The organism is Enterocloster sp. (genome assembly GCF_057861365.1).
The window spans coordinates 24,648-40,573 of sequence record NZ_DBMACH010000022.1; the positions used below are offsets into that span (position 1 = coordinate 24,648).

The following is a 15,926-nucleotide window of genomic DNA, read 5'->3' on the forward strand; positions in this document are numbered from 1 at the left end:
TGTGTCAAGCTTGCTTGTAAGCGGATTTTTCTGCCAGTTCTCACACCGGAGATGGAAAGGTAAAATTGAGCAGATAAAATTCTGAAAAGGAATGAACAGATGAAAAAAATAATACAGAGAGCAGGAATCCTGTTTGTGGTTTTTCTGGCTGCATTGGTGGTATACTTTATCGGTGCACACAGGACATCAGAGCAGGAGGGTGCCGTATATTCATCCATGGATGAATCAAGATTGCCGGTGGTATATACGGAGTTTGAAGGAAAGGAGATTAACGGTCTGCACGGATATGTTCAGGATATGGGAAATCGTGCGGCCGGAGAAGCGATTTCTGTTTTGTCTTCAGACAGAAGACTGAATCTTCGCATCCATGAGTTTGGAAATACAATTACAGAAATCAGTTATGAGATAAGGAATCTTTCCATGGATCGCCTGATTGAACGGACAGAGCTTTCGGACTGGTCCAGCAAGGAGGGCATAACCACAGTGAGCCTTCCTATCCAGAATCTGATTTCTAAGGATAAAGCGTATCTCTTAATTTTAAATGTAAAGACAGCAGAACAGCAGATCCAGTATTATACCCGTATCATGTGGACGGATGCTCCAAGGGCTTTGGATATGCTGCAGCTGGCAGAGGAATTTACAAGAAAGAGTTTGGATTATGAGCAGGCAAAGGAATTGGTATCGTATCTGGAAACCAGTCCGGAGGAGGATAACAGTTCTCTGGGCCATGTGACGATCCGGGCCAGTTTTGATCATTTGACCTGGGATGGACTCCATGCGGAGATGGAAGGAGAACCCAGGATTACCCTTCAGGAATTTGACGGGATTATGGGACAGGTTCAGGTTCAATATTATGTCCGGCTTACAGATTCGCAGGGAAAGGAGAGTCTGGCAGAGGCAGAAGATAATTTTGCCATGAAATGGAATGAGCAGCGGATCTACTTAATGAATTATGAGCGCAATGCCAACCATATTTTTACAGGAAGTGAAGGGGCATTTTCCGGAAAGAGGATTGTTTTGGGAATTTCCGATGAAGCCGGTATTGGTACGGTAAAGAGCCAGGATTCCCGGTATATTCTTTTTAAAGTAAATGGCAATCTGTGGCGTTATGATCAATCAGATCACAGGATCATGTGTGTGTTTACATTTTCAAATGGAGAAACAGACGATGTGCGCAGCAGCTATGGAGATCATGATGTACAGATTTTGAGAGCAGGAGATGACGGCTCGGCAGATTTTCTGGTTTACGGCTATATGAACCGTGGACCGTATGAGGGTCAAACCGGAGTGATATTTTATCGCTATGATGCGGGAAGCAATACAGTCCAGGAGAAATTCTTCATTCCGGTTGTTCAGGAATTTGAAAAATTAAAAAAGGATATAGAGCAGCTGGCCTATGTAAGTCCCGGAGAAATGGTATATCTGATGCTGAATGGAAATGTATTTGGAATTGATTTAAGCAGTAACGAATCCATTTCTGTAGCTCAGGGACTTACGGAGGGAACCTTTGCGGTAAGCCATGACGGAAGCCGCATGGCATGGCAGGAAAAGAGAGAGGACACCCGGGATGAGAGGATTCATGTGATGGATTTTAATACATCCCAAAAACAGGAAATTCCTGTTTCAGAAGGTGATTATGCCAGGGTTCTGGGCTTTGTAGGAAGTGATCTGATCTATGGTTTTGCCCGGCAGGAGGATGTCTGGAGTGTAAACGGAAGGGTGCAGGAAATCCCCATGTATGTGATGTATATCGCAGACAGTGAGATGAACATTGAAAGCGAATACAGAAAGGACGGAATCTACATTTCAGATGTGGTGACGGAGGATGGACGGATTCATTTAAAGAGGCTGGTAAAGCTGGGGGACAATCAGTATTCCTATCAGGATGAGGATACCATTGTCTGCAATGAAAAGGTGGAAACAGATCCACTGGAGGGAATTGGCTGGTATGCTTCTTCCGAGATGGGACGAATGTATTTTGTACAGATGGATTCAGACCAGAAGGCTTCGTCTGTAAAATCCGAACGGCCAAAGGCATTTTCGTATGAAAATACAGGTACTCTGGAGCTGGCAGGAAAAGCGGCTTCGGGAGAAAAAGGTGAAGTGATTTTTTACGCTTACGGAGGCGGCCATTTTCTGGGAGCATCCAGACAGTTTGCAGAAGCTGTGAACCTTGCCTATGATAAAATGGGATTTGTGACAGATGAAAGAGGACACCTTGTCTGGGATCGCATTAACCGTCAGCCGATCCGAAATCTGAAAGATCCATCCGGTGCAGCCGGTGCAGTGATGAGCCATCTGGATGGATTTACCAGAAGTACGCTGTATGAGGACGGGATCATGGTGATTGACGCTACGGGCTGTACACTGAATCAGGTATTGTATTTTATTGATAAAGGGATTCCGGCAGCCGCTTACAGAGAGGATGGAAGTTATGTTCTTCTGTCCGGTTATGATACCTATAATGTAACCATTTATGATCCTGCTGTCCAGGAAAACGTAAAAATGGGGCTGGGGGACGCAGCCGCGCACTTTGGAAGCCAGCATAACCGTTTCCTGTGCGGGTTAAAAATTGAATAAAAATAATTTTGAAACACGCCTGTCCGGTGAAACGTTTTTTTCGCCCGGCAGGCGAGTTTGCTTTACAAATCCTGTTCTTATGGTATAATCTAAGAGATGTAAATAAAATGTGAACAAAGACAGAAAGAAAAATTAAGGTCTGTTCGATCAGTAATTGAGGTATAAAATGGAACATTATATTATAAAAGGCGGCAATCCGCTGGTGGGCGATGTGACCATAGGCGGAGCCAAAAATGCCGCACTTGGTATTCTGGCAGCATCCATTATGACCGATGAGGATGTTCTTATCGACAATCTGCCGGATGTGCGGGATATCAATGTTATGCTGGAAGCAATCCAGGAGATCGGTGCCAGCGTACACCGCATTGACCGCCATACAGTAAAGATCAACGCAGGAAATATCAGAGAAGTATCCGTGGATGACGAATATATCCGCCGGATCCGTGCGTCCTATTATTTTATCGGTGCTCTTTTAGGAAAATACAAGAGCGCTCAGGTTCCTCTTCCCGGAGGCTGCAATATCGGAAGCCGCCCCATTGACCAGCATATTAAGGGCTTCCGGGCGCTGGGAGCAGATGTACAGATTGAGGGCGGAGCAGTGATCGCCCATGCCATTGATTTGGTGGCAAGTCATATTTATCTGGATGTGGTTTCTGTGGGAGCGACCATCAATATCATGATGGCTGCTGCTATGGCAGAGGGACAGACGATTCTTGAGAATGCTGCCAAGGAGCCCCATATCGTAGATGTGGCAAACTTCCTTAACAGTATGGGAGCCAATATTAAGGGTGCAGGAACAGACACAATCCGTATCAGGGGCGTAGAGCGGCTTCACGGCACAGAATATTCTATTATTCCGGATCAGATCGAGGCTGGTACCTTTATGTGTGCAGCAGCAGCAACCAGAGGCGATGTGATGGTAAAAAATGTAATTCCAAAGCATCTGGAGGCGATTTCCGCCAAGCTTACAGAGATTGGCTGTGAGGTGATCGAGTTTGATGACGCAGTCCGTGTTGTGGGTAAGCCGAACCAGCGTCATACAGATATTAAGACACTGCCATATCCCGGCTTTCCTACCGATATGCAGCCTCAGATGGCTGTTACACTGGCTCTTACCAAAGGAACCAGTATGGTTACAGAAAGCATTTTTGAGAATCGTTTTAAATACGTGGACGAGTTGGCACGCATGGGAAGCTCTATCAAGGTAGAGGGAAATGTAGCTGTGATTAACGGCGTAGAAGGCTTTACTGGCGCTCAGGTAAATGCGCCGGATCTTCGGGCAGGTGCAGCTCTGGTAATCGCAGGGCTGGCGGCAGAAGGATATACCATTGTAGATGAGATCGGATATATTCAGAGGGGATACGAAAGCTTTGAGGAAAAGCTCCAGGGGCTGGGAGCCATGATCGAGCTGGTGGATTCTGAAAGGGAGATGCAGAAATTTAAACTTAGGGTAGGATGATGACCGTATATCCATCGTACGGTTTCATATAAGAATAGCCTCTGTCAGGAGTAATCCGGGCAGAGGCAAAATTATCTCATAAGGAGGGTTATGAAATGACCGGGAGAACAGGAAAAAGAAGGTTCCTGGGTCTGCTTTGGTCCCTGATTCTTACCTGCAGCCTTATCACAGGTATGTCCATGTCCGCATGGGCACAGGAGGCTGGAACAGTCAAAGGAGCGGATCAGGACATTGTGGTTCTATATACCAATGATGTTCACTGCGCAATTGATGAAAACATCGGTTACGGCGGATTGGCGCTGTACAAAAAGCAAATGATGAACCAGACACCATATGTTACTCTGGTGGATGCAGGTGATGCCATCCAGGGTGCTCCGGTAGGAACTCTGTCCGAGGGCGGTTATATCATTGATATCATGAATCAGACAGGATATGATGTGGCAGTTCCGGGAAATCATGAGTTTGACTACGGTATGCCCAGCTTTCTGGAATTGGCAGGAAAATTAAACTGCGGATATTATTCCTGCAACTTTATCAGCACTGCTTCCGGACAGTCTGTATTTGCACCCTATAAGATGATTTCTTACGGTGATACACAGGTGGCTTATGTGGGCGTTTCCACACCGGAAAGCTTTACAAAATCTACGCCTGCTTATTTCCAGGATGCGAATGGAAATTATATCTATTCCTTCTGTGAGGATGCAGACGGAACTGCATTTTACAATCAGGTGCAGTCGGCAGTGGACAGTGCCAGGGCTGAAGGAGCGGAATTTGTGATTTTAGTTGGACATCTGGGAGAAAATGGAATCACAGAGCGCTGGAGTGCCGGAAGCCTGATCGGTCATATCCGGGGCGTGGATGCCTGCATTGACGGACATTCCCATGAAACTACACTATCCATGATAGTAAAGGATGCAGACGGAAAGGATGTTATCGTTACCCAGACAGGCACTAAGCTGGCAAATATTGGAAAGATGACCATTCATACAGATGGAACGATTTCCACAGAGCTGATCTCAGAGGTTGTGCCTTCAGAAGTAAATCGTACCTATACGGTTCAGAAGAATGATTCCTTAAGCAGGATCGCCAAGAGAGAGCTGGGAAGCTATGACCGCTGGAGAGAGATTTATGACAGCAATCGGGATAAGATTTCTGATCCGGGTACCATTTATCCCGGAATGGTTCTTACCATCCGCCAGGGCAGTGTTGTAAATGAAAATGGCCGTGCAGTGGATCCGGATACCCACAGCCTGATCGAGCAGATCAAGGGGCAGTTTAACGAAACCTTAAAGACCCCATTGGGAAGTACAGCGTACAAGCTGACGATCAAGGATGAGGCCACCGGAGAACGCCGGATAAGAAATGGCGAAACTAATCTTGGTGATCTGGCGGCAGATGCTTACAGAGTTCAGCTGGGAGCAGACATCGGACTTTGCAATGGCGGAGGCGTCCGCACAGATATTGAGTCCGGAACCATTACATATGAGGATACACTGGCTGTATTCCCATTTGGAAACATGGGATGTGTGGCAGAGGTGACAGGACAGCAGATCAAGGATGCCCTGGAAATGGGCGCTAAGAATTATCCTGAGGAGTCCGGAGGCTTCATGCATGTATCCGGTCTGACCTATACCATTGACAGCTCTGTAAAATCCAGTATAAAGGTGGATGATAAGGGTAATTTTGTCAGTGTAGACGGGCCGTACAGAGTTACGGATATTCTGGTTGGCGGACAGCCCATTGATCTGAATAAGACTTACACAGTGGCTTCCCATAATTATATGTTAAAGTCCGGTGGGGACGGCATGACCATGTTTAATGGCTGCAATATTATAAAGGATGAGGTTATGGTGGATGTAGATGTATTATCCACCTATATTCAGGGTCTGGGCGGTTCTGTATCCTCTGAATATGAGAATCCCGAAGGACAGGGACGGATTGTGATCCGGTAAAAAGATTGTTTTAATGAAAATTCCGGCAGAGGAGATGGAACTTTGCCGGGATTTTTTGCGCGGAAAAATGTATATTGACAGGAAAGAAAAAATGATTTAATATATGCTGGTAGTCATTTCACAATAGAAAACGTTCGTAAATATCCCTTATTCAGAGTGATGGAGGTATAAAGGACCTGTGAAGTCACGGCAACCCCGGTTGAGTATCCCGTAAGCAGTGCTTATGCGGTGTGCGAAAGGGCCGGAAGGTGCCAGCCTGAGCGAGGAGTGCAGCTTATAAAGTTTTAAAAAGAGCTTTTTGATGTGCTTGATCGAGCAATAAGAGGATTTGAAGATCTGATATTTTCAAGTCCGCCGTTGCTGCGGACTTTTCTTTTTGCCAGAGGGCAGAGGATTACACCTGCTTAAATGACACGAAACACAGTACAGTATGTATTTATTTTACAGCAAAGAAAAGGAGAATGATTGATGGAGAGAAGATTATTTACATCTGAATCTGTAACTGAAGGCCATCCGGACAAAATGTGCGACGCGATTTCTGATGCGATTTTAGACGCTTTAATGGAGCAGGATCCCATGAGCCGCGTTGCCTGCGAGACAGCGACCACCACAGGACTGGTGCTGGTTATGGGCGAGATCACCACAAAGGCATATGTAGATATCCAGAAGATCGTAAGAGAGACGGTTCGCGAGATTGGCTATGACCGTGCAAAATATGGTTTTGACTGTGATACCTGCGGCGTGATTACCGCCATTGACGAGCAGTCCTCCGACATTGCTATGGGTGTTGACAAGGCTCTTGAGGCAAAGGAAAACCGTATGTCCGAGGAAGAGCTGGACGCCATTGGTGCAGGCGACCAGGGTATGATGTTCGGCTATGCAAGCAACGAGACAGAGGAGTATATGCCATATCCTATTTCCATGGCTCACAAGCTGGCTAGAAGACTGACTGAGGTAAGAAAGAACGGTACCTTAAAGTACCTTCGTCCGGACGGAAAGACTCAGGTTACAGTAGAGTATGACGAGAATGGAAAGCCGGTTCGTCTGGATGCAGTGGTTCTGTCCACTCAGCATGATGAGAATGTAACTCAGGAGCAGATCCATGCAGATATCAAGAAGTATGTATTTGATGAAATTATTCCTGCAGATATGGTAGATGAGAATACAAAGTTCTTTATCAATCCTACAGGACGCTTTGTAATCGGCGGACCTCACGGAGACAGCGGTCTGACCGGACGCAAGATTATTGTAGATTCCTACGGCGGAACGGCACGTCACGGCGGCGGCGCATTTTCCGGTAAGGACTGCACCAAGGTAGACCGTTCTGCAGCTTATGCGGCCCGCTATGTGGCTAAGAATATCGTAGCTGCCGGTCTGGCTGATAAGTGCGAGATCCAGCTGTCCTATGCAATCGGCGTGGCTCACCCAACCTCTATTATGGTAGAGACCTTCGGAACAGGAAAGCTCAGTGAGGAGAAGCTGGTAGAGATCATCCGCGAGAACTTTGACCTTCGTCCGGCTGGAATCATCCGTATGCTGGATCTGCGTCGTCCGATCTACAAGCAGACCGCTGCTTACGGACATTTTGGCCGCAATGACCTTGACCTTCCTTGGGAGAAGTTAGATAAGGTGGATACCCTTAAAAAATATCTGTAATAAGAATACAAAAAGGCATTTGCACAATGGTATGTATCGGCGTGCAGATGCCTTTTTTCAGCTCCAGCTGCTGTCCGTAACGTGGCATTGGCCGAAACATAGAAAAGCTCTCCTTATGTTACAGTTTTATTTTTATAGTTGTCAGGTATATTTTACCATAATTTATAAAATAGCAGTGGATAGGTTTTAAAATTATACAAAATATCCAAAATGGTGTTATATATTTAACAATCTTTTTGCCATTGGTGAATCGATAGAGTATGCTCTGAGACTAAAAATTTGCGCAAAACCTGAAAAAAGAAAAAATATGGTTGACATTTTTTTAACGATGTTATATAATGCGGATAGTTAAATTGTTAATAAATTGACAAACATTCCGAATACAAACACAAACACAAGGAAAATGGAGGAAATGGAAATGGCAAAGAAGACCGAGCAGGTAGTTCCGGAGATCATTGACAGCGTAGAGGGACTGAACGCCAAGATGGCAGCAATGCGCGAGGCTCAGAAGGTATTTGCAACCTACACACAGGAGCAGGTAGATAAGATCTTTTTCGCGGCAGCAAGCGCAGCGAATAAGATGCGTATTCCGCTGGCAAAGATGGCGGTAGAAGAGACCGGAATGGGCGTGGTTGAGGATAAAGTAATCAAGAACAACTACGCAGCTGAGTATATCTACAATGCATACAAGAATACAAAGACCGTTGGTGTGGTTGAGGAGGATAAGGAGTACGGTATAAAGAAAATTGCAGAGCCAATCGGCCTGATCGCAGCTGTTATCCCTACTACAAATCCAACCTCCACTGCAATCTTTAAGACACTGATTTCCTTAAAGACACGCAATGCCATCATCATTTCCCCACATCCAAGAGCAAAGAAGAGTACCATTGAGGCTGCCAAGGTTGTGCTGGAGGCTGCTGTTAAGGCAGGCGCTCCTGAGGGGATCATTGGATGGATCGACGTTCCTTCCCTGGAGCTGACCAATGAGGTAATGAGAGACGCTGATATCATCCTGGCAACTGGTGGCCCGGGCATGGTTAAGGCTGCATATTCTTCCGGTAAGCCTGCGCTGGGCGTTGGCGCTGGAAATACGCCGGTTATCATTGACGATACGGCTGATATCCGTATGGCAGTTAACTCCATTATCCATTCCAAGACCTTTGATAATGGTATGATCTGTGCTTCTGAGCAGTCTGTAACTGTTCTGGAGCCTGTATATGAGGCTGTTAAGAAGGAATTTGAATACAGAGGCTGCTATTTCTTAAAGCAGGGTGAGATTGAAAAGGTAAGAAAGACCATCCTGATCAACGGGGCATTAAATGCAAAGATCGTAGGACAGTCTGCATACACCATCGCAAAGCTGGCAGGTGTGGATGTTCCGGTTGATACAAAGATTATCATCGGCGAGGTTGAGTCTGTAGATATCAGCGAGGAGTTTGCTCACGAAAAGCTGTCTCCTGTACTGGCTATGTACAAGGCTAAGACCTTTGACGAGGCTCTGGATAAGGCAGAGCGTCTGGTAGCAGACGGCGGCTACGGCCATACCTCTTCTCTGTACATCAATGTAAATGAAAAAGAAAAGATGATGAAGCATGCAGAAAGAATGAAGACCTGCCGTATTCTTGTAAATACACCTTCCTCCCACGGCGGTATCGGCGATCTGTACAACTTTAAGCTGGCTCCGTCTCTTACACTGGGCTGCGGTTCCTGGGGCGGAAACTCCGTATCTGAGAACGTTGGCGTTAAGCATCTGCTGAACATTAAGACTGTTGCTGAGAGGAGAGAAAATATGCTGTGGTTCCGTACACCTGAGAAGGTTTACTTTAAGAAGGGCTGTCTGCCTGTAGCATTAAACGAATTAAAGGATGTAATGGGCAAGAAGAGAGCCTTTATCGTAACAGACTCCTTCCTGTACAAGAACGGCTACACAAATGTAATTACAGACCGTTTAAATGAAATGGGAATCACATATACCGTATTCTCTGACGTTCAGCCTGATCCTACTCTGGCAAATGCACAGGCAGGCGCCAAACTGATGAAAGAATTTGAGCCGGATGTAATTATCGCAATGGGCGGCGGCTCCGCAATGGATGCAGGAAAGATCATGTGGGTACTGTACGAGCATCCGGAAGCAGATTTCATGGATATGGCAATGCGCTTTATCGATATCCGCAAGAGAGTTTATACCTTCCCGAAGATGGGTGAGAAGGCTTATTTCGTAGCTGTTCCTACCTCTTCCGGTACAGGTTCTGAGGTTACTCCATTTGCCGTTATCACTGATCAGGAAACCGGCATCAAGTATCCTCTGGCTGATTACCAGCTGCTTCCAAATATGGCGATTGTTGATACTGACAACATGATGAGCCAGCCAAGAGGCTTAACCAGCGCTTCCGGCGTTGATGTTTTAACCCATGCATTAGAGGCATATGCTTCTGTTATGGCAACGGATTATACAGACGGACTTGCATTAAAGGCAATGAAGAACGTATTTGACTACCTGCCGATCGCTTACAATGAGCCAAACAATGTTGAGGCACGCCAGAAGATGGCAGACGCATCCTGTATGGCAGGTATGGCATTTGCGAACGCATTCCTGGGCGTATGCCACTCTATGGCACATAAGCTGGGAGCATTCCACCATCTGCCCCACGGTATTGCAAATGCGCTGATGATCTCTCTGGTAGTTGAGTTCAACGCTGCTGAGAATCCACGCAAGATGGGAACTTTCTCCCAGTACCAGTATCCGCATACCATGGCAAGATACGCTGAGTGTGCAAGATTCTGCGGAATCAATGCAGGCAGCGATGAAGAGGCTGTGAAGAAGCTGATCGAGAAGATCGAGGAGTTAAAGAAGGCTGTTGGCGTGAAGTCCTGCATCAAGGATTACGGCATTGACGAGAAAGACTTCTTAGACAGACTGGATGATATGACGGAGCAGGCCTTCGACGACCAGTGTACCGGTGCCAACCCAAGATATCCTCTCATGAGCGAGATCAAGGATATGTATTTAAGAGCTTATTACGGAAAATAATCGAACCCATTGAGGGTGAACCTTTATCCTTTGTGTTTGGAACAGGCCGTCTGTCCGGTTAGGGCAGGCGGCCTGTTCGCGTAGAAATATTTACTCCACTGTCCTATACAAAAGCTCATGCTGCCGTTTCACCCGGTTTTTCACCATACTGCGGAAATGGCCTGGCCCCAGAACCTCTATTACGGGGCCGAAGGAAAGGATATCGATGAGAAGCTCCGTTTCATCTGCGGTATCATAGTAAATGGAGCACAGCCAGTATTTGCCTTCTTCATGGTATTCCGTATGCTTTTCATAGCTGGCAAAGTGAAGCATACAGCGTTCAAGAGAGTTCCGTTCTCCGGTTATTTTTAAGAGAACGGGCTCTTTTGCTTTGCGCACCGGGAGAAAGCGGTGGCAGGAGAGAGTCTGTATATCGCTGTTCGAAAGGAGGTCAGGGGAAACGCGGCAGTCACGGATCCGTTCCAGGTTGAGAATGGTATTTAGGCCGCAGCGTCCCCGTCGGTACTGCAGACAGCAGAGACGGAATTTGTCATCCTTGGAGGAGTACTGGAGCTGATAGGGGGTGACTTCAAAGGAATGGCAGATTCCTTTTTTGCCTTCATATCCAATAAAAAGGATATGATGCTCCCTCAGGGCTTTTAAAATTGCCTGAAAATGCTCCTGGTAGGAAGGTGAAGCATAGGAATCACCGTCGCAAAACTGGTCGTAATAGTAAAAATTTTCTTGCTGATACAGCGGTTCAAATCCCTTTAGGGATTCTGAAAGAGTTTTTAATTCTTCATCCGTAAAAAAGAGCCGGAAGCGCGGGTCATGGATCAGAGCTGCCAGCCAGGACATCTGAAGTGCAGTCAGCGGCAGTTCGGGAGGAGAAAAATGCAGGGCACTTTCATAGCAGCCAGGATGCTCCTTTGAGGGGAAAAGAAGGGGCCACTCTCCCTTTGTAAGTTTCGGGAGTACAGCCAGGGCTGTTTCCTGAAAGGCCTGATTTTTGCAGATCTGCTCCATTTCTTTCATGTTCACTGAATGGCCGGCAGCTTCCGCCAAAATATGGCGGACCGTGTGGTAGTAACAGCTGTATATCTCATTAAACAGTTCCATTTGTTTCTTCCTTTTCTTCGCTGCAGTACATCTGATACATCCGTTCCCAGTCTCTTGTGACCTTAAGGATGGCAGGTTCACAGGTTCCCTGAATATCCAGAATGCGCCCGGTAAAGGACTTTACCCAGGACAGAAGTTCATTGGTATCGAAAAATGCTCCCGTATACAGATATTCATGCTCCCGTATTTTTAGGATTTCTCCGCCTTTCCCCTCCCGATAAAGGCGTTTTAAAACATAGGGTTCTTTTTCTTCATCAATAGAAAGGCGCAGGCAGATGGTTTCCAGGCGGCTTCTTCCGCTTCCGAAGGAAACGCCCCAGCAGCGCTTTATATTTGCCAGCAGCGCCTCATAGGTTCGTTCATAGTCTTCCCAGGGCTCCTTAATGGTAATGGAGAGAATGGAATCCAGACGAGCATTGTGGAACCTCCGCAGAGATGGAAGGTACAGACAGAGGTAGCGCCTTCCGGTACGGGTGCTTACAAAGATTTTTAAGGGAACGCCGGACTGGGAGGAAATGCTCCCGGAACGGAAACTCTTATTTTCATAGTCGATCAAACGGTGCTCCCGGATGGCTGTAAGGCTTTGCAGGAGCACCTGATCTTCCAGGGTATGTACGATAAAATGATGCTTGAACTGAAAAAAGGTATTTTTCCGGTCGTGCCAGTCCAGAATGGTGCTCCCGATAAACCCGAAAGGGGCGGTTCCCTGAAAAAAGGAAACAGCGGTTAAAAGAGTATCATTTAAGGGAGAGTCATGGGGAAACTGGGGTGGGAGCATCTGATAGATAAGGTTTTTTCCTTCTTTATGAGAGCACAGCAGTCCCAGAGATTCGTATTCCTTCAGCTTCAGCCGCACGGTCTGGGGGTCAAAGGCAACGCCGTAGGTAAGGGAAATTTCATCACTCAGGGCAGAGGCATTCATTCCCTGAGGATGATCGGTGAGCTGATCCAGAATGAAAAAGTGCAGAAGGATATCATTATCCGTAAAGCTTTTCGATTTCCAGGCCGCATAGAGGGGATTTTCGGGCACTGTCTTACTGTCGATATTGATGTAGACCTGTTTTCCCTTGGTCGTATAGGAAGAGCAGGTGTAATCGCCCAGCCAGCTCTCGATCCGCCTCCGTTCGTTGTCATAGGTCCGGGCGCAGTGGGAGTCAAAATCATTTCTCACCTTAAATCCATAAATATAAAACTGGCGCATATAATCCCGGATCCGGTCAAAGTTTTTGATAAGCTCCTGAAATTCTGCCATATAGATCCCTCCATAGGGTGATATAGCTCCATTATAGCGGGTTCGCACCTTTTTTTAAATGATAAAAATGGAAAATCAGGCTAAGATAAAGCCATGATAAGAAATGAAAGGATGTGCAGGATATGTTCGTAATGTATGAAAAGGATGCCATGAGATTGCCGGTAAAGGTATGGCTTGAGGATAAAAAGGATTTGGAAGAGACCTGCAGGGAACAGGCATACCACCTGGCACAGCTTCCATTTCTCCATAAATGGGTCAATCTGATGCCGGATACCCATGCAGGAATGGGAATGCCCATCGGCGGTGTGATCGCTGCAGAGGGAGTGATCATCCCTAATGCAGTGGGTGTGGATATTGGCTGCGGGATGGCATATACGGAAACCAATATTCCGTTAGAGGCCATTCGGGAGATCCAGACCGGGAACGGAACGCTGATCCAGGCGGTGATCGGTGATATTATGAGAAATGTTCCCGTGGGCTTTGCCCATCATAAGTTGGGGATGCCCTCTTATACCATGGATCGGGCACTGGAAGAGCTGAACCTGTATGAGGAGGATACAGAGCTTTTGGGACAGCTGGAGGCCGGATATTTTCAGATCGGAACTTTGGGCGGAGGAAATCATTTTATTGAGCTTCAGGAGGATGATCAGGGGATGCTGGCAGTGATGATTCACTCCGGCAGCCGTCATTTTGGAAAATCCGTCTGCGACTATTTTCATTATAAGGCCCGTCAGCTGAACCAGAAATGGTACAGCCAGGTGCCGGATGAATACAGGCTGGCTTTTCTGCCCGTGGACAGCCCGGAGGGCCGCCAGTATCTGCGCTGGATGCAGCTTTCCATGGATTTTGCAAAGGAAAACCGGGAAAAGATGATGCTGGCAGTAAAGGCGATCCTGGAAAAGTATATTGGAAAATATACGGAGCTGGATTTGAAGTTTTCCGGCGATATTAACTGTCATCATAATTATGCATCCCTCGAAACACACTATGGAAAAGAGGTATGGGTGCACAGAAAAGGCGCGGTAAGGGCAGAAAACGGCGAACTGGCGGTTATCCCCGGCGCCATGGGTTCTTACAGCTATGTGGTGATGGGAAAGGGGAATCAGGAGAGTTTTTGTTCCTGTTCTCACGGAGCAGGGCGGAAATATTCCAGAAAAGGCGCTATGGAAGCCTTTTCCTGTGAGGATGTAATCCTGGATCTGAGAAAACAGGGCGTGGTTCTGGGAAAGAAGGGAAAGGCAGATGTGGCAGAGGAAAGCCGGTTTGCCTATAAAGATATCGATCAGGTAATGAACGCCCAAACGGATCTGGTAACCCCGGTCAAACGGCTGAAGACCGTAGGGGTGGTAAAGGGATAATGATGGAAGAGTCCGGCACCTGCAGGGCAGGAGGGCCGGTGTCAGATACAGGCAGTTCTGCCCATGGGAGGAGTATTTCCTGGCTCCCCGGTGCCGTCGCCTATGGCGTTTTGGTATTCCGGCAGGACAGCATATAGTCAGCACGATGGGCCGCAGGTTCAAATCCTGCCATGATGGCAAGTCATGTAGCTAAGCGGGTATAGCAATCGTTAAGAGACATCTTAAAAATGTCACAGGAGCACGGCTTTGCAGTCAAAAGGCTGCAGGGCCACAGAAAGAATGCGCTTTTTGCTTCGGCTGCAGGCAGCATCGCGGCAGTCTCCGGCAAGGCCTGTGCAGTTTCGGATACCGCCCAAAGGAGCCGGGATAAGGAAGTTTTGGAGTCCTTTGCCCTTTGGGCTTAAGAAACAGCCCCCTGGGCCGGGGACGAAGCATGGCGCAGGATTTTCTGTATGAAACAGGGAAATTGTTTGTGAAACAGGGAGGTACCTATGATAAAGAAATATAAGATCAATGAAAATGAGTGCGGCTATCTGATCCGCAGGGGCCGCTTTGAGAAGCTGTTGACTGTGGGAACCTACTATTTTCTCAGCCTGTCCGGCTGTGAGGTAAAAATTGTTCCCATGACCGGGGCTGTAAATACCTGTGGGATTCCGGAGGAAATCCTGATGAAGAATCCGGAATTTGCTTCCCGTGTGGTAAAAAATGTGCTTCCGGATACATCCATTGCCATCCGGTTTGTAAATGGAGCGTTCAGAGAGGTGGTCTGTAAGCCGGAGACATTGTTTTGGAATGTATTTGAGAAAAATGAATTTCAGGTGATTGATATCACAAAGCCATGGATGGAAGAAACCCTTCCCAGGATGTATATGGAGCTGATGCCTGCCAAATACTATAAGAAAATTGTGATTAAGGACGGAGAGACCGGGCTTTTGTACTTTGACAATCAGTTTGAGCGGCAGCTGGAAACGGGAACTTACTTTTTCTGGAATTACGGAAGGGAAACTACCTGCAAAGTATTTAATCTGAAGCTTCAGCAGCTGGAAATTTCCGGTCAGGAGATACTGACAGCAGATAAGGTGGGGGTGCGGCTGAATGTGATCTGCACTTACAGGATCACAGATCCCCGCAGGCTGGTAATGCTGGTGGAAAATGTGGGAACACAGCTCTATACCCATGCGCAGCTGATCCTCAGGGAATATGTAGGACGGTTCCGTCTGGATGAGCTTTTGGAGCAGAAGGAGGAGATCAGCCAGTATGTGCTGGAGGAGATGAAAAAGAAGCAGGAGGATTACTGCGTGGAAATCGTCTCTGCGGGAATCAAGGATATTATCCTTCCGGGGGAGATACGGGAGATCATGAATACTGTGCTTCTGGCGGAAAAACGCGCCCAGGCCAATGTTATCACCCGAAGGGAGGAGGTAGCTTCTACCAGAAGCCTCTTAAATACCGCAAGGCTGATGGATGAAAACCAGACCCTCTTTAAGCTTAAGGAGATGGAGTATCTGGAGCGGATCTGCGATAAGGTGGGGACGATTTC

The 15,926-nt window shown here is 47.1% G+C and carries 10 protein-coding genes and 1 riboswitch; of the genes, 8 read left to right on the forward strand and 2 right to left on the reverse strand.

Features of this window, described 5'->3' with window-relative positions; genetic code table 11:
• Positions 1-99: 99 nt before the first annotated feature.
• The 5 genes from ACZM6M_RS16290 to adhE all read left to right on the forward strand — a co-directional run bounded on the left by ACZM6M_RS16290 (position 100) and on the right by adhE (position 10,678).
• Entirely contained in the window at positions 100-2,580 is a 2,481-nt protein-coding gene (locus tag ACZM6M_RS16290) for a hypothetical protein (RefSeq protein WP_484076972.1), read from the forward strand.
• A 166-nt stretch (positions 2,581-2,746) separates the two neighbouring features.
• Positions 2,747-4,039 (forward strand): UDP-N-acetylglucosamine 1-carboxyvinyltransferase, encoded by a 1,293-nt coding sequence (gene murA / locus ACZM6M_RS16295; RefSeq protein ID WP_066543470.1) that lies wholly within the window; start codon positions 2,747-2,749, stop codon positions 4,037-4,039.
• 95 nt (positions 4,040-4,134) lie between these two features.
• Entirely contained in the window at positions 4,135-5,991 is a 1,857-nt protein-coding gene (locus ACZM6M_RS16300) for a 5'-nucleotidase C-terminal domain-containing protein (RefSeq protein WP_489490572.1), read from the forward strand.
• Between the two features lie 144 nt (positions 5,992-6,135).
• A riboswitch (SAM riboswitch) is annotated at positions 6,136-6,274 on the forward strand.
• A gap of 185 nt (positions 6,275-6,459) precedes the next feature.
• Entirely contained in the window at positions 6,460-7,647 is a 1,188-nt protein-coding gene (gene metK / locus ACZM6M_RS16305) for a methionine adenosyltransferase (protein ID WP_066543466.1), read from the forward strand.
• 418 nt (positions 7,648-8,065) lie between these two features.
• Complete coding sequence (gene adhE / locus ACZM6M_RS16310; RefSeq protein ID WP_066543556.1) at positions 8,066-10,678, forward strand: bifunctional acetaldehyde-CoA/alcohol dehydrogenase; 2,613 nt, start codon at positions 8,066-8,068, stop codon at positions 10,676-10,678.
• Positions 10,679-10,768: 90 nt separating this feature from the next.
• On the opposite strand, the gene ACZM6M_RS16315 is transcribed toward adhE, so the two are convergent.
• The gene (locus ACZM6M_RS16315; protein ID WP_489490573.1) at positions 10,769-11,776 is read right to left on the reverse strand and encodes a WYL domain-containing protein; all 1,008 of its coding nucleotides are present in this window, start codon (positions 11,774-11,776) and stop codon (positions 10,769-10,771) included.
• Positions 11,763-13,028: a WYL domain-containing protein gene (locus ACZM6M_RS16320; protein ID WP_340277901.1), complete on the reverse strand. Its 1,266-nt coding sequence runs from the start codon at positions 13,026-13,028 to the stop codon at positions 11,763-11,765. The genes ACZM6M_RS16315 and ACZM6M_RS16320 overlap by 14 nt, the downstream gene beginning before the upstream one ends.
• A 122-nt stretch (positions 13,029-13,150) precedes the next feature.
• Between ACZM6M_RS16320 and ACZM6M_RS16325 the strand changes: the two genes are divergently transcribed.
• The 3 genes from ACZM6M_RS16325 to ACZM6M_RS16335 all read left to right on the forward strand — a co-directional run.
• Positions 13,151-14,386, forward strand: a complete 1,236-nt coding sequence (locus tag ACZM6M_RS16325; RefSeq protein ID WP_337933337.1) for an RtcB family protein — start codon at positions 13,151-13,153, stop codon at positions 14,384-14,386.
• A 227-nt stretch (positions 14,387-14,613) separates the two neighbouring features.
• Entirely contained in the window at positions 14,614-14,790 is a 177-nt protein-coding gene (locus ACZM6M_RS16330; protein ID WP_167544847.1) for a hypothetical protein, read from the forward strand.
• 87 nt (positions 14,791-14,877) lie between these two features.
• On the forward strand, positions 14,878-15,926 hold a 1,049-nt coding region (locus tag ACZM6M_RS16335; RefSeq protein ID WP_418926712.1), incomplete at its 3' end, for a slipin family protein.